This is a genomic window from Streptomyces sp. NPDC029014 (genome assembly GCF_055564695.1).
Window position 1 is genome coordinate 52493 of record NZ_JBVHVT010000042.1, and the last position, 20163, is coordinate 72655.

At 73.3% G+C, this 20163-nt stretch carries 23 protein-coding genes; 12 read left to right on the forward strand and 11 right to left on the reverse strand.

The genetic code is table 11. The features are described from left to right. Positions 1-66: 66 nt before the first annotated feature. The 3 genes from ACZ4VL_RS23165 to ACZ4VL_RS23175 all read left to right on the forward strand — a co-directional run bounded on the left by ACZ4VL_RS23165 (position 67) and on the right by ACZ4VL_RS23175 (position 1423). Positions 67-300, forward strand: coding sequence for a hypothetical protein (locus tag ACZ4VL_RS23165; RefSeq protein WP_468202997.1), 234 nt, complete (start codon positions 67-69; stop codon positions 298-300). Next, complete coding sequence (locus ACZ4VL_RS23170; RefSeq protein WP_468203000.1) at positions 300-575, forward strand: hypothetical protein; 276 nt, start codon at positions 300-302, stop codon at positions 573-575. Before ACZ4VL_RS23165 ends, ACZ4VL_RS23170 begins: the two co-directional genes overlap by 1 nt. A 437-nt stretch (positions 576-1012) precedes the next feature. After that, a complete protein-coding gene (locus tag ACZ4VL_RS23175; RefSeq protein WP_468203002.1) occupies positions 1013-1423 on the forward strand; it encodes a hypothetical protein in 411 nt (136 codons plus the stop codon). A 124-nt stretch (positions 1424-1547) separates the two neighbouring features. Here the strand turns inward: ACZ4VL_RS23175 and ACZ4VL_RS23180 are convergent, their stop codons facing one another. Then, positions 1548-2108: a TetR/AcrR family transcriptional regulator gene (locus ACZ4VL_RS23180; protein ID WP_404240164.1), complete on the reverse strand. Its 561-nt coding sequence runs from the start codon at positions 2106-2108 to the stop codon at positions 1548-1550. Positions 2109-2204: 96 nt separating this feature from the next. Here ACZ4VL_RS23180 and ACZ4VL_RS23185 point away from each other — a divergent pair, with 96 nt between their 5' ends. Next, positions 2205-2807 carry a DUF2867 domain-containing protein gene (locus tag ACZ4VL_RS23185; protein WP_468203007.1) on the forward strand — a complete coding sequence of 201 codons (603 nt, stop codon included), beginning with the start codon at positions 2205-2207 and terminating at the stop codon, positions 2805-2807. 148 nt (positions 2808-2955) lie between these two features. On the opposite strand, the gene ACZ4VL_RS23190 is transcribed toward ACZ4VL_RS23185, so the two are convergent. Together ACZ4VL_RS23190 and ACZ4VL_RS23195 are read right to left on the reverse strand one after the other, a co-directional pair. Further along, positions 2956-4002 (reverse strand): DUF6745 domain-containing protein, encoded by a 1047-nt coding sequence (locus ACZ4VL_RS23190; protein ID WP_468203058.1) that lies wholly within the window; start codon positions 4000-4002, stop codon positions 2956-2958. 66 nt (positions 4003-4068) lie between these two features. After that, positions 4069-4395 carry a hypothetical protein gene (locus ACZ4VL_RS23195; RefSeq protein ID WP_404240170.1) on the reverse strand — a complete coding sequence of 109 codons (327 nt, stop codon included), beginning with the start codon at positions 4393-4395 and terminating at the stop codon, positions 4069-4071. 297 nt (positions 4396-4692) lie between these two features. Here ACZ4VL_RS23195 and ACZ4VL_RS23200 point away from each other — a divergent pair, with 297 nt between their 5' ends. The 5 genes from ACZ4VL_RS23200 to ACZ4VL_RS23220 all read left to right on the forward strand — a co-directional run bounded on the left by ACZ4VL_RS23200 (position 4693) and on the right by ACZ4VL_RS23220 (position 9959). Continuing rightward, complete coding sequence (locus ACZ4VL_RS23200; protein ID WP_468203010.1) at positions 4693-5649, forward strand: STM4015 family protein; 957 nt, start codon at positions 4693-4695, stop codon at positions 5647-5649. A gap of 10 nt (positions 5650-5659) precedes the next feature. After that, positions 5660-6766 carry an STM4014 family protein gene (locus ACZ4VL_RS23205; protein WP_468203013.1) on the forward strand — a complete coding sequence of 369 codons (1107 nt, stop codon included), beginning with the start codon at positions 5660-5662 and terminating at the stop codon, positions 6764-6766. Between the two features lie 79 nt (positions 6767-6845). Beyond that, positions 6846-7652 (forward strand): STM4013/SEN3800 family hydrolase, encoded by an 807-nt coding sequence (locus tag ACZ4VL_RS23210; RefSeq protein WP_468203062.1) that lies wholly within the window; start codon positions 6846-6848, stop codon positions 7650-7652. Next, positions 7649-9049, forward strand: a complete 1401-nt coding sequence (locus ACZ4VL_RS23215; RefSeq protein ID WP_468203015.1) for an STM4012 family radical SAM protein — start codon at positions 7649-7651, stop codon at positions 9047-9049. Before ACZ4VL_RS23210 ends, ACZ4VL_RS23215 begins: the two co-directional genes overlap by 4 nt. 10 nt (positions 9050-9059) lie before the next feature. Next, complete coding sequence (locus ACZ4VL_RS23220) at positions 9060-9959, forward strand: STM4011 family radical SAM protein (RefSeq protein ID WP_468203018.1); 900 nt, start codon at positions 9060-9062, stop codon at positions 9957-9959. On the opposite strand, the gene ACZ4VL_RS23225 is transcribed toward ACZ4VL_RS23220, so the two are convergent. From ACZ4VL_RS23225 to ACZ4VL_RS23255, 7 genes are all read right to left on the reverse strand, one after another. Next, entirely contained in the window at positions 9854-10186 is a 333-nt protein-coding gene (locus ACZ4VL_RS23225) for a Dabb family protein (protein ID WP_468203021.1), read from the reverse strand. The two genes, ACZ4VL_RS23220 and ACZ4VL_RS23225, sit on opposite strands and share 106 nt — an antisense overlap. A gap of 72 nt (positions 10187-10258) precedes the next feature. After that, positions 10259-11227: a branched-chain amino acid transaminase gene (locus tag ACZ4VL_RS23230; protein WP_468203023.1), complete on the reverse strand. Its 969-nt coding sequence runs from the start codon at positions 11225-11227 to the stop codon at positions 10259-10261. Continuing rightward, on the reverse strand, positions 11224-12642 hold the full coding sequence (locus tag ACZ4VL_RS23235) for a phenylacetate--CoA ligase family protein (protein WP_468203027.1): 1419 nt from the start codon (positions 12640-12642) through the stop codon (positions 11224-11226). Before ACZ4VL_RS23235 ends, ACZ4VL_RS23230 begins: the two co-directional genes overlap by 4 nt. Positions 12643-12708: 66 nt before the next feature. Continuing rightward, positions 12709-13002 (reverse strand): DUF1330 domain-containing protein, encoded by a 294-nt coding sequence (locus tag ACZ4VL_RS23240; RefSeq protein WP_361094420.1) that lies wholly within the window; start codon positions 13000-13002, stop codon positions 12709-12711. A gap of 37 nt (positions 13003-13039) precedes the next feature. Further along, positions 13040-13861, reverse strand: coding sequence for a PhzF family phenazine biosynthesis protein (locus ACZ4VL_RS23245; protein WP_468203034.1), 822 nt, complete (start codon positions 13859-13861; stop codon positions 13040-13042). Then, positions 13848-14819, reverse strand: coding sequence for an ornithine cyclodeaminase family protein (locus ACZ4VL_RS23250; RefSeq protein ID WP_468203038.1), 972 nt, complete (start codon positions 14817-14819; stop codon positions 13848-13850). Before ACZ4VL_RS23250 ends, ACZ4VL_RS23245 begins: the two co-directional genes overlap by 14 nt. After that, positions 14806-15459: a prephenate dehydratase domain-containing protein gene (locus ACZ4VL_RS23255; RefSeq protein WP_468203041.1), complete on the reverse strand. Its 654-nt coding sequence runs from the start codon at positions 15457-15459 to the stop codon at positions 14806-14808. Before ACZ4VL_RS23255 ends, ACZ4VL_RS23250 begins: the two co-directional genes overlap by 14 nt. A gap of 329 nt (positions 15460-15788) precedes the next feature. Here ACZ4VL_RS23255 and ACZ4VL_RS23260 point away from each other — a divergent pair, with 329 nt between their 5' ends. Further along, positions 15789-16211: a hypothetical protein gene (locus ACZ4VL_RS23260; RefSeq protein WP_468203046.1), complete on the forward strand. Its 423-nt coding sequence runs from the start codon at positions 15789-15791 to the stop codon at positions 16209-16211. Between the two features lie 162 nt (positions 16212-16373). Further along, positions 16374-16538 (forward strand): hypothetical protein, encoded by a 165-nt coding sequence (locus ACZ4VL_RS23265; protein ID WP_361094405.1) that lies wholly within the window; start codon positions 16374-16376, stop codon positions 16536-16538. A gap of 65 nt (positions 16539-16603) precedes the next feature. Here ACZ4VL_RS23265 and ACZ4VL_RS23270 read toward each other — a convergent pair whose 3' ends face one another. Beyond that, on the reverse strand, positions 16604-19630 hold the full coding sequence (locus ACZ4VL_RS23270; protein WP_468203051.1) for an AfsR/SARP family transcriptional regulator: 3027 nt from the start codon (positions 19628-19630) through the stop codon (positions 16604-16606). Positions 19631-19839: 209 nt separating this feature from the next. On the opposite strand from ACZ4VL_RS23270, the gene ACZ4VL_RS23275 reads away from it, so the two are divergent. Next, positions 19840-20052: an MbtH family protein gene (locus tag ACZ4VL_RS23275; protein WP_468203053.1), complete on the forward strand. Its 213-nt coding sequence runs from the start codon at positions 19840-19842 to the stop codon at positions 20050-20052. The last annotated feature ends 111 nt before the right edge of the window (positions 20053-20163 follow it).

Consider the following 20163-nt stretch of genomic DNA (forward strand, 5'->3'; position numbering starts at 1 on the left):
CCCGCCCGCAAGGTCCGGCGATACCGTGGGAGGCGTACCAGTTCCGCGCCGCCCCACGGAGCCCCGATGAGCGAACAGCAGGCCACCGCCGACGCCGCTCGGCAGCAGTTGGACCCCGCGGCCGCCGCCGCGGTGCGCGCGTACGCCGCCCGTACCCGCGCCGATGCCGACCGGTTCGCCGCTGCCATGGAGGACATCGCCACCAACGGCCTGCCGTCGGCGGAGGAGTGCACCCCCTGGGAGGAACTGCGCGAACAACACCTCGCCCGCCTCGCCGCCCAGCGTCCCGCCGTCGCCTGATGGCCGCACGGTACGGCCCGCGCCGCGCCCGGATCGCGTTCTCCGACTCGGCGGCGAAGCAACTGGAGAACATCACCAGCGAGGCCGAGGTCCATGCCCTGGACCGGGCCCTGGTCGTCATCTCCGTCGACCCGGAGGTCGGCGAGCCGATCCCCGGCGGCAGCACCGCCGACCCCCGGCTTCGCCGGTACACCGACGAAATCGAGTCCGTCCGGATCCTGTACTTCGTGACCGCGCTCAGGACCGTGGTCGTCGTCGCCTACATCGAGGTCTAGGCCGTCTCCTCCGGATCTTGCTCCCCCCAGTTTCCGCTGGGACGGGCTCCAGAGGGCGATTGCCCCTTCCGGCTCGCGGGGTGGACCACTCGGTGGCGCGGTGGGTGGGGTCTACAGGGTCGAGCCGTTGGCCGCTGACCGGGGTGTTCCGCAGGGGCTGCCAGCAGGCAGGCGGGCAGCAGGCAGGCGGGCAGCAGCTCCTCGCTGAGGGCGGGAGCCGGATCTTGCGGGTCGGCGACGGACGGTGTTGGCTCTCTTTTGATCATGCCCGGCGACCGTGCTGGGCGTATCGACCAGGGGGGAACCCACATGCGTACGCACCGATTCAGCGCACTCGTGGCAGCTGTCGCCGTGGCCGGATTAGTTGCCGGCCTCGCTCTCGCAACCGGCACGGCCCAGGCCTCGTCCACGACGGCGGCTCCGACGCCGAGCCCCACATGCACGCCGACTCCGACGTCCGGCCCCACGTATTCGCCGGTCCCGACCGCCGCGCCGACCTCGACGTCTGGTCCGACGTATTCGCCGGTGCCGACTTCCGCGCCGACCTCGACGTCTGGTCCGACGTACTCGCCGACTCCGACCTCCGCGCCGGCTCCGACGTCCGGCCGCACGTACACACCGACCCCGACGTCCACGCCGACTGCGACCCGCACGCCAGCCCCGACCCTCGTGCCGGTTCCGACGTCGAGTCCCACATGTACGCCGGTCCCGACCGCCGCGCCGACCCCTACCCGCGCGCCGGTTCCGACGTCGAGCCCCAGCTCCACGCCGCTCCCGACCTCCGCGCCGGTTCCGACGTCGAGCCCGACGGGGGACGGCCGGCTTCCGCGGACTTGACAGGGGAGTAAAGGGGGCGCAGCCCCGGGCGAATGCGCCCGGGGTTCCCTTGCTCACGGGTGCACCGGTGCGTGCGCGGGTGTGGGGGCACCATTCCAGCGGTAGCCGGTGAGCAGAGCAGGGTCTGGAAGAGGTCTAGCGCAGGAGCCACTGCCTCGTCAGGTCCATCACCTCGTCGCGGGTGTGGGCGCCGTGGTCGGCGGCAACGACGTAGCTACCGAGCCGCACCGAGAAGGTGAGCATGCAGCGGACCTCGACGTCGTCCTCGTCGGGGCAGAACTCGCGGAACAGCGAACGCAGGTAGTCCATGCGACGGTTGTCGACGCGGCGCAGCCGTTCGGCGACGCCCTTCTCGCGCCGGGCCCAATCGCGGATCGCGAGGTCGAGCGCCACGCCCGTCGCCGGCTCGTCGCCGATCGAGGCGACGAGCGTGAACAACCGGTCCAGCCTGGCCCGCGCGTCTCCGCCGCCGTTCTCGACCTGCTCGATCACCGCCTCGGTCACCGCGCGCTCCCAGGTGTCGAGCATTTCGTCGAGCAGAGCGCCCCGGTTGCGGAAGTACCCGTAGAAGCCGCCCTTGCTGACGCCGAGGGCCTGTGCCAGCGCCTCGATCCGGACGGCCTCGGGGCCGCCGGCGGCGAGCGCCCGGAGCCCCTCCTCGATCCACTTGCCGCGTGGTGTGCGGGTGGCGCCCACGGTGTGTCTCCCCTCACGTCCCACCGATCTATACGGTCCCGTATGGATCGGTGCTAGCCTTCTTCCATACGGCATCGTATAGATAGGGGCTTGCTCGTGAGACTCCCGAAAACCGCGCACACCTCCCGCCCCTGGCGTATTCACGAGATCGCCGGCGACTTCCATGTCGAGGACGTCTGGGCGCTGCCGACCCCGGGCGGGCCTGACGACCTCGCGTTGCTGGTGGACCAGTTCGCGAACGGCGACGGGGATCCCGTTCCCTCGCCCGTGGGGCGGGCGCTGTTCGCGCTCCGCTGGAAGCTCGGGGCCCTGTTCGGCTGGGACGAGCCCCGAGACGGCCTCGGATCCCGGGTGCCGACCCTGCGCGACCGGCTGCCCGCGGACCTCCGCGAGGGCCGGCGCGGGCCGGACCTGAAGTCGGTTCCCTTCACCTCCGTCTACCAGACGCACGACGAGTGGGCGGCGGAGACGGCCAACAGGACGATGCACGGGGTGATGCACATCAGCTGGGTCCCCGACGGATCGGGCGGCCACCGCGGCCAGATGGCCGTCCTGGTGAAGCCGAACGGGCGCCTCGGCTCCCTGTACATGCTGGGCATCAAGCCCTTCCGGTACCTCGGGGTGTACCCGGCGCTGATCCGGAGCATCGGCCGCGAGTGGCGGGAGGGTGCCGCCGCGAGGGGGGCCGGCGCCGCCTAGTGCTGTGACCGCACGGGTTCACCGGTCTTCACCGCCCTGACGAGTTCCTCCGGAGGTGCGTTTCCGTTCCGTACGGCCGGTACGTAGGCCTGTGCCTGCCCGGGCCCCAGCAGAGGGGCCTGCTTCCGCAGGAGCGGCGGTCGTGCCGTCAGGTTTCGCGTAGGGGCTCGTAGGCGTCGGCGGCGATCCCGAAGGTCCAGGCCACGCCCTGCCGGGCGGTCCGGGTGTCCGGGGGCACCCGCAGCCAGTACGTCCGGTGCGTACCGTCCGGCTCCGGCGTCGAGTTGACGACCTCCACCATGACGACGTCCTCGTCGTCCGGCAGGGGTATGCGCCACAGCACGCCCGCCTCGTCCCGGTGCACCGGTTCCGCCCCCGACTCGTCCAGGTAGCGGTCGTAGCCGTAGTGCTCCAGCATCACCCGGCGCAGCTCCGCGTTCTCCTCCGCGCGGATGCGTTCCGGCGTCAGCGCGTCCAGCTCCGCCAGGAACCCGGCCGGTACGGGCATCCCGCGCCACGCGTGCAGCGCGAAGCCGTCCGGGAATGCCAGGGCCGGGCCGTCGGCGCGGTCCAGGCGGCCCGCCTCGTCCCTGTGCAGCTCCACCGGCCGCTCGCACACCACGGCCAGCGACTCGTACGGCCACCACCAGCCGGCCGACCGGGCCACCGACGCCAGCCCCGCGAGCGGGGTACCGGCCCCCGGCCCGAACGCGCACAGCCAGGCCGCGTCGTGCTGGCCGAGCACCGCGTCGAGGAGCAGCAGCCGCACCTCGGCCTCCTCGGAGCGGTCCTCCGCCAGTTCCTCGACCAGCCCCGCCCGGATACGGTCCGCCAGCCGCTCGGTGTTCTCCCACAGGCGGCCGCCGGTGGAGGCCCAGCGCCGCCCCCAGCCCAGCGGTCCCAGCAGCCCGTGCAGCCGCTCGCGTTCGGCCGCCCACGGCCGGCTGCGCACTTCCTCGCGGACGCTGCGCCCCCTGACCCGCGTCCCCCACGCCCCGTCGGGGTCGCCCAGCAGGCGGACCGCGGCCCGGGGCGAGTCCGCCCACACGATCCGCTCGGGCTCCGGCAGGCCTGCCGCCCGGTAGGCCAGGCGCACCCCTGCCTCCGCGGCCGCGCGGTCCGCGGGCCCGGTGGCGACCGCGGCCGCCCGCCACCCGTCTGTGTCGTCCGTCCAGGCCTCTGCCGCCTCTGCCATCTCTACGGCCTCTGCTGCCTCTGCCATCTCTACGGCCTCTGCGGTCTCCGTCTTCACGATCCCCCCTCAGTCCGCAACGATGCGTACGGCGCCCGGTACGTACTCCCGCTGGCGCACCACCCGGTACCAGCCCTTCGGCAGCGGTATCGCGGCGTGCTCCTCGTGCACCACGCGGCCGCCGTCGGGCAGGTGCAGCAGCTGCGGGCCGAACGGGCCCGGCTCCCGTACCAGGCGGCCCGGGCCCACCACCGCGTGCGCGTGTCCCGTCACCTCGCCCTTCGCCAGCACCATGCGGCCACGCCCGTCGCGCGGTTCCTCCGGTCCCTCGGCCGCGTGCGCCGGCACCGCCGACTCCGCGAGCGGCACGATGAGCACGTCCCCCTGCCGGTACATACCTGTCCGTGTCCCTTCCCCATGCGCCGCCAGGTGCGCCGCATCCCCCACCACGCTAGGGCGGGGGTCTGACATTGATACTCGTAGCGGGTTCCGGTGGTCGTGGCTCAGGGTCTGACTGACGCCCTGCTGGGCTGTCCTGCTGCTGTTCTGTCCGGCCGCCGGAACCCGTTCAGCGGCCGTCCGCCGCCCCCGCCACGGACGGTGTCGGAGCCGCTTGCTACAACTGGCAGCACATCGACGCGGCGCGCACACGGCACACGCTGCGCACGCGGCACACCAGGAACGGCGGGAACCATGAGCTACGCGAGGCATCTGACGGAGTCGTACGGCCTCCCCGTCTTCACCTTCCCCGACCCGGACGACGAGGACCCGACCCTGCCCGAGGCGGACGCCGTCGCCTGGCGCATCGCCGCCGACGCCTACGACGCCGAGGAAACCTGGCCCGAGGCGTTCGCCCGTTTCACCGCCGCCGTCGACACCACCCGCGTCCGCGCGATCGTCGTCGGAGCCTGGGACAGCGCCTACGACACCGGGCCCGAGGACATCATCGAGGCGCTCGTCGAAGCCCGTGACGAACTGCCGGCCCTGCGCGCCCTCTTCCTCGGGGACATGGAGTCCGAAGAGTGCGAGATCTCCTGGATCGTTCAGGGTGACGTGGGCCCGCTCCTCGACGCGTTCCCGGAGCTGGAGGAATTCGGGGTCCGCGGCGGCACCAGCCTCGTCGTCCCGCCCTTCACCCACCGGCGGCTGCGCTCCCTCACCGTCGAGACCGGCGGTCTGCCGGCCGGGGTGGTCCGCAACGTCGCCGCGAGCGACCTGCCGTCCCTGGAGCACCTCGACCTCTGGCTCGGCACGGCCGAGTACGGTGGCGACAGCCAGCTCGCCGACGTCGCGCCCATCATCGCCGGGGACCGCCTGCCGGGCCTGCGCCACCTGGCCCTGCGCAACAGCGAGTACCAGGACGAGATCGCCAGCGCCATGGCGTCCGCACCCGTGGTCGCCCGGCTGGAGACCCTCGACCTGTCCATGGGCGTCCTCACCGACGAGGGCGGCGCGGCCCTCCTCGGCGGCCAGCCCCTCACCCACCTCAAGAAGCTCGACCTGCACCACAACTACCTCAGCGACCCGCTGAAGCAGCGCCTCCAGGACACCCTTGAGGGCTCCGGCGTCACCGTCGACCTCGACCGGGGCCACGCCGAGGAGGACGAGTGGGACGGGCGCACCTGGCGCTTCGTCGCCGTCGGCGAGTAGCGAACCGGCCGTGTCGCAGCACGCACCCCCGCGCTGGGCGGTCGTCGGCAACCCGGAGAACCGCCGCGTCGCCCTGTTCACCCGGGCCGTACGCGAGGCCGGACAGCCCGCGCCCCGCATCGTGCCCTGGACCTCCGTCCTGCGCGGGGGCGGTGCGGCGTTCGCCGCCGACGAACTGGTACGCCTCGACTCGCCGGGGGAGGACCCCGAGGTCGACCGGATCCTGCGCGGCGTCGCCGACCCCACCCGGGTCGAGGGCGGCGCCCGCTGGTACGCCCGCTTCACCGCGGCCGTCCGGACCCTGAGCGGCGGCCTCCGCCTCGACGACCCCGACGAACTGGCCGTCCTGTTCGACAAGCGGCACTGCCACCGCGCCCTCGACCGCGCGGGGGTGCCCGTACCGGCGTCCCCGACCTCCGGCGGGGCCGTGCCCGTGCGCGGCTGGGCCGACGTACGGGACCTGATGGCCGCGCACGCCATGCCCCGGGCGTTCGTCAAACCCGCCCACGGCTCCTCCGCGTCCGGTGTCGTCGCCGTCGAGACGGCCGGCCGGGGTCGGATCCGGGCCACCACCTCCGTCGAGGCGGCCGAGGACGGCAGCCTGCACAACTCCCTGCGCGTGCGGCGCATCACCAGCGAGCGGGAGACCGCCGTCCTGGTCGACGCCCTCGCCCCCGACGGGCTGCACCTCGAACGCTGGTGGCCCAAGGCCTCCCTCGGCGGCCGGGCCGCGGACCTGCGCGTGGTCGTCGTGGCCGGCCGCGCCACCCACGCCGTCGTACGCACCAGCCGCTCGCCCATGACCAACCTCCACCTCGGCGGCAGCCGCGGCGACCTCGCGGCCGTCGCCGAAGCCGCGGGCCCCCGCTGGGCCGACGCGCTCGACCTCTGCGAACGGGCCGCGGCCTGCTTCCCCGGCACCCTGTGCGTCGGTGTCGACCTGCTGCCCGCCGTCGGCTGGCGGCGGTTCGCCGTCGCCGAGGTCAACGCCTTCGGCGACCTGCTGCCCGGCCTCACCGGCCTGCCCGGCAGCGGAGCCGAGGGCCTCGACACCTACGCGGCCCAGGTCGCCGCCGCACCGCACCACATCGCAAGGAACCACCGTGCACCTGCCTGACACCGACCCGCTGCCCCCCGAGGGCCTGCCCGACACGGACGAGTCCGACACGGACGAGTCCGACACGGACGAGCCCGACATGAACGAGGTCGTCGGCCGCGACGACCTGCTCCTGCTCACCCTCGACACCCTCCGCCACGACGTCGCCGTCGAGCTGGCCGCCGCCGGCCGCATCCCGCACCTCGCCCGCCACCTGCCCGGCGGCGCCTGGGAGCGGCGGCACGCCCCCGGCAGCTTCACCTACGCCTCCCACCAGGCGATGTTCGCCGGGTTCCTGCCCACGCCCGCCGCGCCCGGACCGCACCCGCGGCTGTTCGCCGCGCGCTTCGCCGGCAGCGAGACCACCGCAGGGCGCACGTACGTCTTCGACACCCCCGACCTGGTCTCCGGCCTCGCCGCGGCCGGGTACCGCACGGTCTGCATCGGCGGAGTCGGCTTCTTCAACAAGCAGGGCGCCCTGGGCGACGTACTCCCCGGCCTGTTCCAGGAGAGCCACTGGGAGCCCCGCTTCGGCGTGGCGTCCCCCACCTCCTTCGAGGCCCAGGTCGAGCGCGCCGAGCAGGTCGTCGCCGCACTCCCCGCCGACCAGCGGCTGTTCCTCTTCCTCAACGCCTCGGCGCTGCACCAGCCCAACTGGTTCCACCTCCCCGGCGCCACCCGCGAGGCCGGGGACACCCGTGCCAGCCACGCCGCCGCCCTGGAGTACGTCGACCGGCACATCGGCCGGCTGTTCGCCGCGATGAGCTCCCGGCGCCGCTGCTTCGCCATCGTCTGCTCCGACCACGGCACGACCTACGGCGACGACGGCTACACCGGCCACCGCCTGGCCCACGAGGCCGTGTGGACCGTGCCGTACGCCCACTTCTTCCTGGAGCCGTCCGCATGACCGCCCCCGCGCCCGCGCCCGTTCCCGCGCCCGCGCCCGTTCCCGTCTCCGTGACGGCTCCCGCGGTGCGCCCGTACGAGAGCTACGTCTACGCCTACCCCCACAAGACCGCGTACCGGCCGCTGCCCGACCGCCCCGCCCTGCGCGACCTGTGGCGCGGCGAGACCAAGGACGCCCTCTCCCTCTACCTCCACATACCGTTCTGCGAGGTCCGCTGCGGCTTCTGCAACCTGTTCACCCGCATCGGCGCCCCCGACGGCCTCACCGGCCGCTACCTCGACGCCCTCGACCGCCAGGCCGCCGCCGCCCGTGAGGCGCTCGGCGACGACGGGCCGGTCCGGTTCGCCAGCGCCGCGTTCGGCGGCGGCACGCCCACGTTCCTCACCGCGGACGAGCTGAGCCGCCTGTGCGACATCGCCGAGCGGCGCATGGGCGCCGACCTGCGCGCCGTCCCGCTCTCCGTCGAGGCCTCGCCCGCCACCGCGACCGCCGACCGGCTCGCCGTCCTCGCCGAGCGCGGCACCACCCGACTCAGCCTCGGCGTCCAGAGCTTCGTCGACGGGGAAGCCCGGGCCGCCGTACGCCCCCAGCGCCGCGCCGACGTCGAGGCCGCCCTCGGCCGGATCCGCGAGGCCCGCATACCGGTCCTCAACATCGACCTCATCTACGGCATCGACGGCCAGACCCCCGCCACCTGGCGCACCTCCCTCGACGCCGCCCTCGCCTGGGCACCCGAGGAGCTGTACCTCTACCCCCTCTACGTCCGCCCGCTGACCGGCCTCGCCCGCCGCACCGTCCACACCGACCGCGAATGGGACGAACAGCGCCTCGCCCTCTACCGGCAGGGCCGCGACCACCTCCTCGCGCACGGCTACGAGCAGGTGTCGATGCGCATGTTCCGCCGCCCCGGCGCAGCCCCTCAGGGACCCGACGACCACGCCTGCCAGACCGACGGCATGATCGGCCTGGGCTGCGGCGCCCGCTCCTACACCTCCGCCCTCCACTATTCCTTCGACTACGCCGTCGACATGGGCGAGATACGGGCGATCATCGACGACTACACCGCCACCGCCGACTTCGGGCACGCCGTCCACGGCCGGTGCGTCGACGGCGACGAGGCCCGCCGCCGGCACCTCCTGCAGTCCCTCCTCCAGGCACGGGGCATGCCCGTCGCCGACTACCGCGAGCGCTTCGGCACCCACCCGTACGACGACTTCCCCGCCGAACTCGAGGACTTCGCCGCCCGCGGCTGGCTGGAGGAGACCACCGACCCGGGGTGCGGGCCCGCCGGCCTGCTGCGCCTCACCCCGGACGGCCTCGCGCACTCCGACGCGCTCGGCCCCGCCCTCTTCTCGCCCGCCGTCCGCGCCGCCATGGCCGCCTACGCACCGAAGTAGGCCCCCGCCCATGGACCTCACGATCCTCTACCGCGGCCCCCTCGCCTCCTGCGACTACGACTGCCCGTACTGCCCCTTCGCCAAGCGCCGCGACAGCCCCGCCCTCCTGCGCGCCGACCGGGCCGCCCTCGAACGCTTCACCGACTGGGCTGCGACCGCCACCGGCGACCGCCTGTCGCTGCTGTTCACCCCCTGGGGCGAGGGGCTGGTCCGCTCCTGGTACCGGCGCGCCCTGGTCGACCTCTCGCACCGGCCGCACGTCGAACGCGTCGCGATCCAGACCAACCTCAGCTGCCGCACCGACTGGCTCGCCGGGGCCGACCTCGACACGCTCGCCCTGTGGTGCACGTACCACCCCGGTCAGACGCCCTACGACCGCTTCCTGTCGAAGGTCCGGGACCTCGCCGACCGCGGCGTCCGCCACAGCATCGGCATCGTCGGCCTGCCGGAGAACCTCCCGCACGCCCGCCGTCTCCGCGCCGACCTGCCGGCGCACGTCTACCTGTGGGTCAACGCCGCCGAGGGCCACACCTACACGGACGCCGAGGCCGACACCTGGACCGCTCTGGACCCCCTCTTCCCCTACAGCCGGCACCCGCACCGCTCCGCCGGCCTGCCCTGCCGCACGGGCCGGTCGGTGGTGTCGGTGGACGGCGAGGGCACCGTCCGCCGCTGCCACTTCGTCCGCGCCGAGCTCGGCAACCTCTACGACGGCTCCTACCGCGCCGCGCTGGGCCCGCGGCCCTGCCCGCTGGCGGTCTGCGACTGCCACATCGGCTACGTGCACCTGGAGACGCTCCCGCTCTACGACGTCTTCGCCGGCGGCGTACTGGAACGGATCCCCGCCGCCGCGAAGTCCGCCACCACCCAGGTGGAGATCTCGCGCCACAGTTCCACGCCGCGGACGTGATCGGGGTGGATCAGGTAGCGGTCGACGGCCTCCCGGTCGGCGAACGTGCCGATCAGCGCGAAGTCGTAGGCCACCGGCCGGTCGGTCAGGTTGCGCCCGAACTCCCAGCCGAGGATCTCCTCGATCCGGTCCGGGTGGCCGGCCGTGGCCGCTTCGGCCGCCCCCGCCCGGGGGTCGGACCAGTCGATGCCGGGCTTGAAGCGGAACAGGACGGTGTGGCGGATCATTTCCCTCTCCTTCCGTGGCTTCCCTGCGTGCCTGCCTGCCTGCTCTCGTGCTCTCCTTGCGCTCCCCGCTCCTCAGAGGGGGACCGCCGTCCTGTGGACCGGGGTCAGCCAGTCCCGGGTGCGGGGGTCCCGGGCGCGGACCGCACGCTCGTAGGCGTCCATCACCCTTCTCGTCACGGGGCCCGGGGCGCCGGAGCCCACCGGGCGGCCGTCCATGGAGGTCACGGGGACGATCTCGCAGCCGGTGCCGGTCAGGAAGATCTCGTCGGCCGTGCCGAGCTCCGACCGCAGGACCGTGCGCTGCTCGACCTCGATGCCCTCGTCCCGCCGCAGCAGCGAGATCACCGAGTCCCGGGTGATGCCCTCCAGGATGTCGGAGGCGTGGGACGGGGTCGCGACGCGTCCGGCGCGGACCAGGAAGACGTTGGCCGTGCTGGCCTCGGCCACGTGTCCGGCCTGGTTGAGGAAGACCGCGTCGTCGTATCCGGCCTGCGTCGCCTCGTCGGTGGCCAGCGCGTTGTTGGCGTACGCGCCGGTGATCTTCGCCCGGGCGGGTAGCGAGCTGTCCGGGATGCGCCGCCAGGAGGACACCCCGCAGGAGATGCCCTCCTTCGGTACGTAGCTGCCCATCGGCAGGCTGACCACGGTCAGCGAGGAGGACACCCCCTGCAGCCGGACGCCGAACGGCACCCCCGGCTCCAGGGCCGTCTTGTACGCGAGCGGCCGGACGTACGCGTCGCCCGTGTGGCCGTTGCGCCGCAGCAGTTCGGCGGTGATCTCGACCAGCTCGTCGGCGCTCGGGTCGACCGCGATGCGCAGGAGGCCCGCCGAGGAGATCATCCTGCTGAAGTGGTCACGGGCCCGGTACAGGTGGGAGGTGTCCGGCCCGGCCGCGTACGCGCGGATGCCCTCGAAGACGCCGGTGCCGTACTGGAGGGCCTGGAGGCCGGGCCCCAGCCGCACCTCGGCGGCGGGCACGAACGCGCCGTCGTGGAACGCCCACTGCCCGCGGGCCGGGGCGGCACTGCGACCGGCGCTCACCGCGCGTCCCGCTTGCGGGCGATGGCCAGGGCCGCCTCGCGCTCGGCGTCGACCGCCGTCCGCAGGTCCTGTACGCGCGCCGCCTTCCAGCTGACCATGGCCCCGGTCGTGGTGATCGCGCCGATCCGCGCGGTGCGGACGGTCACCGGGCAGCCCCAGGCGTCCGCGGCCGCCGCGACGAGCGCCGCGCCGGCCTCCTCGTCGGGGGCGGCCAGTTCGAGGTCGACGGTGAGGACGTCGACGCCGGACTCCCGGCCGATGGTGATGTGGTAGTCGCGGCAGCCCCGTACCCGGGACAGCACGAAGTCCTCCAGCTCGTAGGCGGTCACGGTCCTTCCGTTGAGGTCGATGCGGTCGCGGACCCGCCCCATCGGCGTCAGGACCTCCGAGGGGTAGCTCTCCCCGGGGCCGGTGGGTTCCATCCGGACCAGGTCCCCGGTCCGGTAGCGCACGAGGGGCTTGGCGCCCTGGTACAGGTGCGTGACGACCAGTTCGCCCTCGCGCACCTGCCGGGCGTCCGGTGCGACGGGCTGCCCGCTGTCCGGGTCGACGACCTCGTAGTACACGTTGTGCGGGACGGTGCGCAGCCGGCCGTCGACGTGCGCCAGGCCGAGGATGGAGGCCTCCTGGGAGGCGTACATGCAGCTGTACGCCTGCGCGCCCCAGAGGTTTCCGAGGTTCTCCAGCAGCTGCGGGGTGACCAGTTCGCCGACGAACATCAGCAGCCGCAGGTCGAAGTCGCTGGCCGGGTCGAGGCCCGCCTCACGGGCCTCCTTGGCCAGGGTCATCGCCATTCCCGGCGTGCAGAACACCGCGGTCACGCGGAGTTCGCGCAGCATCTGCAGGGCGCGTTCGAAGCCGACGACGGGGGAGTGCGGCCACATCTTGACGACGGCGTGGCCGAGGTTGCGGCAGACGTCGCCGAAGGTGTCGCCCGTCGAGTGCAGTTCGGTCGGCCCCAGCACGGCGACGACGTGGTCGTCGCCGTGCTGGTCGAACACCTCCCGGTAGGCCACCGTGAGGGCGGCGTTGTTGACGAGGGAGTCGGTGTTGTCCCGCGGGCAGGGAGTGGCCGGGCCGGTGGTGCCGGTGGTCTCGTAGAACACCCACGACTCGCTCACCGGCTTGGAGAGCAGGTCGTAGCGTCCGTCCCGCAGGTCCTGCTTGGTGGTGAAGGGCACGGTACGGGCGTACTCGGCGGCGTCCAGGCCGTCGATCCCCGGTTCCGTGAGCCCCGCCAGCCGCTCGGCGTAGAAGGGGGAGCGGCTGCGGGTGTAGCGGAGGGTCTCGCGGAGGCTGCGCCACTGGTGGGCCGCAAGGCGTTCCCCGCTCCACCGCCCGTCGTGGAACTCGCGTTGCTGAGCGACCGAGCGCCGGGCGAGGGCGTCGAGCTCGTCGTCGAAGATGGTGAACACGTGAAGCGGAACCTTCCTGGATGCGTGCGTGGACGAACTGGTTCGGCGGTGCCGGCGCGGCGCTGGTCAGCCGGCGCTTTCGAGCAGGACGAGCTCGGTCCGCGCGCTGCCCGTCCGCAGGCCCGCGATCGCGCGGTACTCGGGGGACGCGAACCAGGCGCGGGCGCTCGCGCCGTCCGGGAACTCCATCAGCGTCAGGTGGACGGGGGACCAGTCGCCCTCGAAGACGTCGACCTTCCCTCCCCGGATCACGAAGCGCCCGCCGTGCCGCTCCACCGTGGCGCCCACCAGGCGCCGGTACTCGGCGAGTTCGGCGCTCGTCTCCAGCGTGGTCACGTTCCCCAGTACGTACGCGGGCACGGCGTGCCCCCCTTCCGTTCCGTTCCGTTGCGCCGGGTCACTGGATGGACGTGCCGGCCGTGATGGTCACCGCGGTGCCGCCCAGCAGGACGTGGTCGTCTGCGACGGTGACGTGGACCGTTCCGCCCCGGCGGGACATCTGGTAGCCCCGCAGCTCGGTACGGCCCAGCCGCTCGGCCCAGTACGGGCCCAGGCAGCAGTGGGCCGACCCGGTGACCGGGTCCTCGTCGACGCCGTACGCCGGTGCGAAGAACCGGGAGACGAAGTCGAACTCCGTGTGGGAGCCGCCGCGGGCGGTCACGATCACCCCGCGGGTGGGTACGCCGGCGAGGGCGGCGAAGTCGGGCTTGAGGTCGCCCACCACCTCCGCGTCGGCGACCTCCACGAGGTAGTCGAACCGGTTCCGGCCGATCCACACGGGTTCCACGCCCAGCGCCTCGCACAGGCCGGCCGGCCGCTCGGCCCCGACCGCGCGCTCCGCCGGGAAGCGCATGACGATCCCGTGGCCGTTGCGGTGGACGCTGAGGACGCCGCTACGGGTGTGGAAGTCGATCTGCCGCTCCCGCGCGCCCCGCTGCCACAGCACGTGGGCGCTGGCCAGGGTCGCGTGGCCGCAGAGGTCGACCTCCTTGGCCGGGGTGAACCAGCGCAGCTCGTACCCGTCGCCGCGGTCGCTGACGAACGCGGTCTCGGAGAGGTTCATCTCCCGGGCCAGGGACTGCATCCACGTCTCGTCCCGGGGCTCCTCCAGCAGGCACACCGCGGCCGGGTTGCCCGTGAACGGACGCTTCGCGAACGCGTCGACGACGAAGAGCCGGGTGCCCCGCAGGCTCGACGGCCGCACCTCAGACGTCAGCACCGGTACCGCCCTTCCGCGCCCGAGCCCGCGCGACGATCGAGAATCCGGCGGCGACGTCCTCGACGGCCAGCCCCAGGGACTTGAACAAGGTGATCTCCTCCGGTCCGGTGCGTCCCTCGGCCGTGCCGAGGAGCACCTCCCCGATCTCGCCCCTGATGTCCTTCTCACCGATCAGGCCCTCGGCGATCGGGTCGCAGAGGTCACTGGACTCGTTCAGCGCCGACTCCCTGCTGTCCACGTAGACCCGGCAGCGGGCGACCTCGGCGGGGGCCAGTTCCCGGGCCCCGCGCACCGACGCGCCGACGGCGTTCACGTGGGCGCCCGGGGCGAGGTGCCCGGGCAGGACCACGGCCCCGGTCGCCGAGGTCGTCGTGCACACCAGGTCCGCTCCGCGCAGCGCGTCCTGCGCGGTGGCCGAGACCTCCACGGCCACGCCCCGGCCGCCGGCCCAGTCGCGGAAGGCCCGTGCGTGCTCCGCGGTGCGCGACCACACGCGGACCCGGCGGACGTCCCGCACCAGGCGCATGGCTTCGAGGTGCGTACGGGCCTGGGTTCCCGAACCGAGAATTGCGAGATCGCCCGCATCTTCCCGGGCCAGTGCCCGGGTCGCCACGGCGGACACCGCGGCCGTTCGCATGGCCGTGACGGCGCTGCCGTCGAGGACCGCCGACAATTCACCGGTGACCGGGTCGAACACGCAGACCGTGCCGATGTGCGTGCCGAGTCCGCGGGCCCGGTTCCCGGGATTGTGCATGATGGCCTTGAATCCGTAACCGAGGCCCTCCACATGGGCCGGCATCATCGCGAACACCCCCTCTTCGGAAGGCGGTGCGAGGACCGAGCGGAGCGGTTGGGTCACTTTTCCGGACGAAAATGCGCGCAATGCGTCCGTCATGACGGAAATCGCCTCGGCCATGGGGAAAGCGGCGCGGACCTCCTCCCCGTCAAGCATGAGCATGGGTCGTCCTCCGTACGTCGGCGGTTTCCGTGGCGAGCGGGGCGAACGCGTCGTCGTTCGTCGTGAAGACGGACCAGAGCATCCTGATCACGCGGGTCCGGGAAATGAATTCCAGGCCGGTGGACTCGGCGGCCGGTCTGGTCGTCAGGGCCAGGTCCGTGATGCCGTCCCGCGCCGCCGCGGCAGCCATGCTCGTCGACGTGACCTGCAGGATCTCGCGGTCGGTGAAGCTGCTCGGCAGGAGCTCGTCCACCAGCGCGCGCGGCGCCGGGTGGGTGGCGACCACCGGCCTCTCCGGGACGGGCCGGCCGGGCACCCGGGCGATTCCGTAATGCGGGGTGTCCATCACGAAGACACCGGCGAGCGTGAGCCGGGTGTTCATGTAGAACTCGCTGATCCCGCTGTACGCATTCGCCACGACCAGGTAGTTCACGTCACGGTTGAGGAGCGCTTCGGCCGCGTCCTCGTACGTCCGGTGCAGCTCGATGTTGCGCATCTCGGGGGCGGTACCGTCCAGGCTCTGCCAGACGACGCCCGCGGCGACTTCGCTGCTCGTTCCCGCGGGACCCAGGGTGGCTATTCCCGGACGGTCGTGAAGGGCGGCGAACGAAGGCGTCAGCCAATTTACCATCTGCCTCATGTGTGCGGTTCCTCCGAAAGGCTCCGGTGAGCGGCGCAAACGAAAAGCGGCCGTGACGGGACACAGCCGGTCCGGGGCGCCGCCGGGTGAGGGAATATGAAGACGCTAACCCCATCCGATAGGGAGAAGCCATGAATTCGCGCATACGAGCGTGAAACTGCCGATCGAAGGTGCCCCTTGGTGCCGCGGCCCGCGGCCGACCGGCACCGCCGCCGTTCCCCGTGCCGGTACGGGCGGCGCGGGAGCCGGGAACGGGGCGGGAGGGGAACAGGACCGGCAGGCGGCACCGTGTCCCCCTGAGGCACCAGCCCGTTGCAGAGGAGCATCACGTGGGACACCCGGACCGGCCGCCGACCGCGGGCCGACTGAGCCGTACCCTCCAGGACCTGTCGGCCGTCGAACGGTGGGCCGAGCACATCGGCACCGAACGCCCCCCGGAGAGCGCCCGCCACAGCGGCGGCGACGACGGCCACCGCGCCTGGGACGGGATCGAGTTCGGCGTCGACACCGTGACCCGGACCGGCATGCACCACGTCACCCACATCACCGCCCGGCGCCGCACCGGCACCGGCCCGGCCCCCGAGCCCGCCGAGGCCGACCGGGCCGTGCTGCGCTCCTCCGTCCGGGCCCTGCTCGACATGGCGGGGCACGAGTCCGGGCCCGCGCACACCGTGGTCGCACTGACGCCCCAGGGCCCCCGCGTGCTGTCCTGCCGGCTCCGCGGCGCCGCGGACACCGACCGCAACCCCTAGGGCGGTGACCGCAACTGCCCCCGGTCCTGCTCGTTCCCGCAGGCCGGGGGCCCGCTCCCGTTCCGTTCCCGGGGACGGGAACGGAGCGGGAACCTTTGGGGAAGTGCGCCAGCCATATTCGGGGTGTCGGACAGAGCAGGCGCAGACACAGGGGGCGGAAACATGGGACGCAAGCTGACCAAGTCGATCGGGATCGTCGTCGCGGCGCTGGCGCTGGGGCTCGGCGCGGCGGCCGGCATCGACCACCAGACGGGGCAGCAGGGCGGCCACCACATCTCCGCGGAGGACAAGGGGCCGACCGTCATCATCCCCACCCCCAAGGGCTGACGGCCCGACCAGCACCACAGGCGGCCCGCGAGACACCTCGCGGGCCGCCTGCGCGTGTACGGGGGTCAGCCGCGCCGGGCCCCGGGCTCCACACCCATCGCGGAGAACAACTCCTCCGCAGCGGCCTCGTGCTCGGCCGCCTCCTCCCCGGCACCGAGGGCCGCGGCCGCCCGGGCCATCCCGGCCAGGGCGTACGCCTCCTCGATGCGGTAGCCGACGCCCGAGGCGAGCTCGTACGCACTGCTGTGCAGGTCCAGCGCCCGCGCGTGCTCCCGCTTCCGCTGCAGCACCCGGCCGATCATGTTCTCGACCTTCGCCTGGCGCAGCGGCGACGAGCCCTCCCGGACCAGGGCCAGCGCCCGGTCCGCGAACCCGGCCGCCTGCTCGGGCCGCTCCAGCCGCTGGGCCGTGTCGGCGGACAGCGCCAGCGCCATGGCCGCATGGCCCTGGTCCATCGACTCGTCGTACAGCCCGCGCGCCCGGGCCAGGGCCCGGTCGGCGGCCTCGTACTCGCCGAGACCGGTGTGCGCGAACGCGAGGTCGGTCAGCGCGACGAGCTCGATGCCCCGCCGGCCCAGCTGCACGGCGAGGTCCACCGCCCGGCGGGCCGCCTCGACGGCCTCCCGGTGCCGGCCCCACTGCTCGTACAGGGCGCTGAGGGCGGTGAGGCTCTCCGCCTCCGCACGCGGCGAGTTGAGCTCGCGCTCGCAGGCGACCGCCCGCCGGAGGTGGGCGAGGGCCTCGGGGAACTGCCCCAGCAGGCTCTTGTACAGGCCGAGCGTGCTCTCGCTGTGCGCCTCCGTCTGCAGGTCGCCCATCCGGGCGGCCACGTCACGGCCCTCCTCGGCCACCGTCACGCCCTCGCCGAGCCGGCCGAGCTTCCAACAGGCCACGCCCAGGTTCGACAGGCTCACCGCCAGCAGCGCGAGGTCGCCCAGCCGCCGGGCGGCCGTGACCGCCAGCCGGCACAGCTCCGCGAACTCGTGCAGCTGGCCCCGGGCGTTGAGCTGGAAGACGATGTTGCGCGCCAGGCACACCGCGTGCCGGTCGTAGCCGAGCCGCTCGGCCAGGGCGACGATCGACAGCAGCCCGGCGTGCTCCCGCGTGAACCAGGCCTGGGTGCGTTCGACGTCCCGGAAGTCGGGGAGCTCCGCCGTCCACTCCACGATCCCCGTGGGCCGGCGGCGCCGGCCGGGGAACAGGATCTCGCAGGCCGCCTCGGTGGCCGTCAGGTAGTAGTCGAGCAGCCGTTCCAGCGCGTCGGCGTCGGCGCGTTCGGTGGGCTCGCCGCGCAGGCTCTGCGCGAAACTGCGCACCAGGTCGTGCAGGGTGTACAGGCCCATCTCGGGCTGCTGCACCAGGTGCACGTCGAGGAGCCGCTCCAGGATGTCCTCGGCGTCGCGGGTGTCCACGCCCAGCAGCGCCGCCGCCGAGTGGACGTCGATGTCCCCGCCGGGGTGGAGTGCGAGGATCCGGAAGGCCGTCCGGGACTCCTCGTCCAGGGTCTGGTACGACAGCCGCAGCGTGGCGGCGACGCTCCGCTCGCCCGAGCTGAGCTCGTCCAGCCTGCGCGTCTCGTCCCGCAGCCGGTCGACCAGGTACGCCAGCGTCCACCGCGGACGGTTGCGCAGCCGGGCCGTCGCGATGCGCAGGGCGAGCGGCAGGTGCCCGCACAGCCGGGCCAGCTCGGCCGCGGCCGCGGGTTCCGCGGCCACCCGCTGCACGCCGAGGGTGTCGGCGACCAGGGCCGCGCTCTCCTCGGGCGCCATGATGTCGATGGAGATCCACTCGGCCCCGTCGAGGTCCACCAGCCGGGCCCGGCTGGTGACCAGCACCAGGCACCCCGGCGAGGCCGGTAACAGGGGCCGGATCGCGGCGGTGTCCGCCGCGTTGTCGACGAGGAGCAGCAGCCGTCGGCCGACGAGGGTGGCCCGCCACAGCGTCGCCCGGCCGACGACGTCCTCCGGGATCCGGTGCCCGGGCACGCCCATCGCCTGCAGCAGGGTGTCGAGGGCGGCGCCGGTGGTGATCGGCTGCTCGCCGGGGGTGTACCCGCGCAGGTCGATGTGGATCTGGCCGTCGGGATAGTCGGGGGTGAGCCGGTGCGCGGCCCGTACCGCCAGCGAGGTCTTGCCGCTGCCGCCCATGCCGTCGAGTGCCACGATCCGGGTGGCCTGTTTGTTTTCGGTGCGTGCGTAGTGCAGCAGGTCCTGGAGTTCCCGTTCCCGGCCGGTGAAGTCGGCCAGGTCGTTGGGCAGGGTGCAGGGGGCCCGGGACTCCTCGGGCGCCGGGGCGGGGAGCACGGCGACCGACGAAGGTCCGGCGCCCGCCAGTTCGGGGCTCTCCTGGAGGATCCCCTCGTACATCCTCGTGAGCTGCGGTCCCGGATCGACGCCGAGTTCCTCCACGAGCAGCTCGCGGACCTTGGTGTACTCCTCCAGCGCCGCGGCCTGCTGGCCCGACCGGTACAGCGCGAGCATCAGCTGCCCCCGCAGCGTTTCGTGCAGGGGATGCTGGTGGACGAGCCCGCGCAGGTCCACGACGACGTCCGCGGCCTCGCCGAGGCTCAGCCGGAGGTCGAAGAACTGCTCGGCGGCGGCCAGCCGGCTCTCTTCGAGGACGACGGACGCGGTCTCGATGACGGGTCCGCCCTCACCGGCGAGGAGCGGGCCGCGCCACAGGGCCAGGGCGGCGCGCAGCATCTCGACGGCGTGTGCGGGGCGCCCGGCGGCCACCGCTTCCTTCGCCGCGTGCACCCGGGTGCCGAACTCGCCCAGGTCCAGCTGGGTGTCGGTGACGGCGGCCCGGTAGCCGGGGCCTTCGGTGACCACGACCTCCCTGCCGCCCGGGATGCGCCGGCGTAAGTCGGCCACCGCCTTGCGTATCTGGTGGGCGGCCGTCGCGGGGGGATCCTCGTCCCAGGCGGTGTCGACGAGCCGCGACACGGGCAGCATCTTGCCGGGTTCCAGCAGCAGTGCGACGAGTACCCGTTCCTGGATCGTGCCGCCCAGGCGGAGTTTCACACCGCCCGCCCAGCCCTCCAACGGCCCCAGGATGTTGAACCGCAGCGGCCCCCCATCAGCATCCGCCACCCTGATCCCCCCACGGCTCGGATCGCATGATCTTGTCAACTGATGGATCATATGTCGTTTGAAAGATGAGCGGTACCACGATGTGGACGCCTTCGGACACTGCCGCCGATCTGCCCTTCCCGCTGCCCGCACCCCGCGTGACCGGCTCCTAGTGTGGGCGCCGGAACAGCAGGCCGGATTGCGTCATCACTGGAGCAAAGGCAGGAATCGTGGCAACGAACCCTTTTGAGGACCCGGAAGGCCGCTACGTCGTACTGGCCAACGAGGAAGGGCAGCATTCCCTGTGGCCGGCCCGCATCGAGCAGCCGCTCGGCTGGGCACTGGCCCGGGGCGAGGGCACCAAGCAGGAATGCGCCGACTACATCGAGGCCCACTGGACGGACCTGCGGCCGAAATCGGCGGTCGCGGCCATGGGCGGCTGAGCCCGCCCCGAACGACACCGCCGGGGGGGGGGGGGGGGGGGGGGGGGGGGGGGGGGGGGGGGGGAGAGGGGGGGGGGGGGGGGGTGGGGGGGTGGGGGGGGGGGGGGGAGG

Excerpts from the sequence above, each read along its gene's own strand:
- ACZ4VL_RS23215 (WP_468203015.1), top strand. The coding sequence starts at position 7,649 with ATGACCGCCCCCGCGCCCGCGCCCGTTCCCGCGCCCGCGCCCGTTCCC.
- ACZ4VL_RS23170 (WP_468203000.1), top strand. The coding sequence starts at position 300 with ATGGCCGCACGGTACGGCCCGCGCCGCGCCCGGATCGCGTTCTCCGAC.
- ACZ4VL_RS23175 (WP_468203002.1), top strand. The coding sequence starts at position 1,013 with ATGCACGCCGACTCCGACGTCCGGCCCCACGTATTCGCCGGTCCCGAC.
- ACZ4VL_RS23195 (WP_404240170.1), bottom strand. The coding sequence starts at position 4,395 with ATGTACCGGCAGGGGGACGTGCTCATCGTGCCGCTCGCGGAGTCGGCG.
- ACZ4VL_RS23225 (WP_468203021.1), bottom strand. The coding sequence starts at position 10,186 with ATGATCCGCCACACCGTCCTGTTCCGCTTCAAGCCCGGCATCGACTGG.
- ACZ4VL_RS23250 (WP_468203038.1), bottom strand. The coding sequence starts at position 14,819 with ATGCTCATGCTTGACGGGGAGGAGGTCCGCGCCGCTTTCCCCATGGCC.
- ACZ4VL_RS23190 (WP_468203058.1), bottom strand. The coding sequence starts at position 4,002 with ATGGCAGAGGCGGCAGAGGCCTGGACGGACGACACAGACGGGTGGCGG.
- ACZ4VL_RS23255 (WP_468203041.1), bottom strand. The coding sequence starts at position 15,459 with ATGAGGCAGATGGTAAATTGGCTGACGCCTTCGTTCGCCGCCCTTCAC.
- ACZ4VL_RS23165 (WP_468202997.1), top strand. The coding sequence starts at position 67 with ATGAGCGAACAGCAGGCCACCGCCGACGCCGCTCGGCAGCAGTTGGAC.
- ACZ4VL_RS23265 (WP_361094405.1), top strand. The coding sequence starts at position 16,374 with ATGGGACGCAAGCTGACCAAGTCGATCGGGATCGTCGTCGCGGCGCTG.
- ACZ4VL_RS23210 (WP_468203062.1), top strand. The coding sequence starts at position 6,846 with ATGAACGAGGTCGTCGGCCGCGACGACCTGCTCCTGCTCACCCTCGAC.
- ACZ4VL_RS23220 (WP_468203018.1), top strand. The coding sequence starts at position 9,060 with ATGGACCTCACGATCCTCTACCGCGGCCCCCTCGCCTCCTGCGACTAC.
- ACZ4VL_RS23200 (WP_468203010.1), top strand. The coding sequence starts at position 4,693 with ATGAGCTACGCGAGGCATCTGACGGAGTCGTACGGCCTCCCCGTCTTC.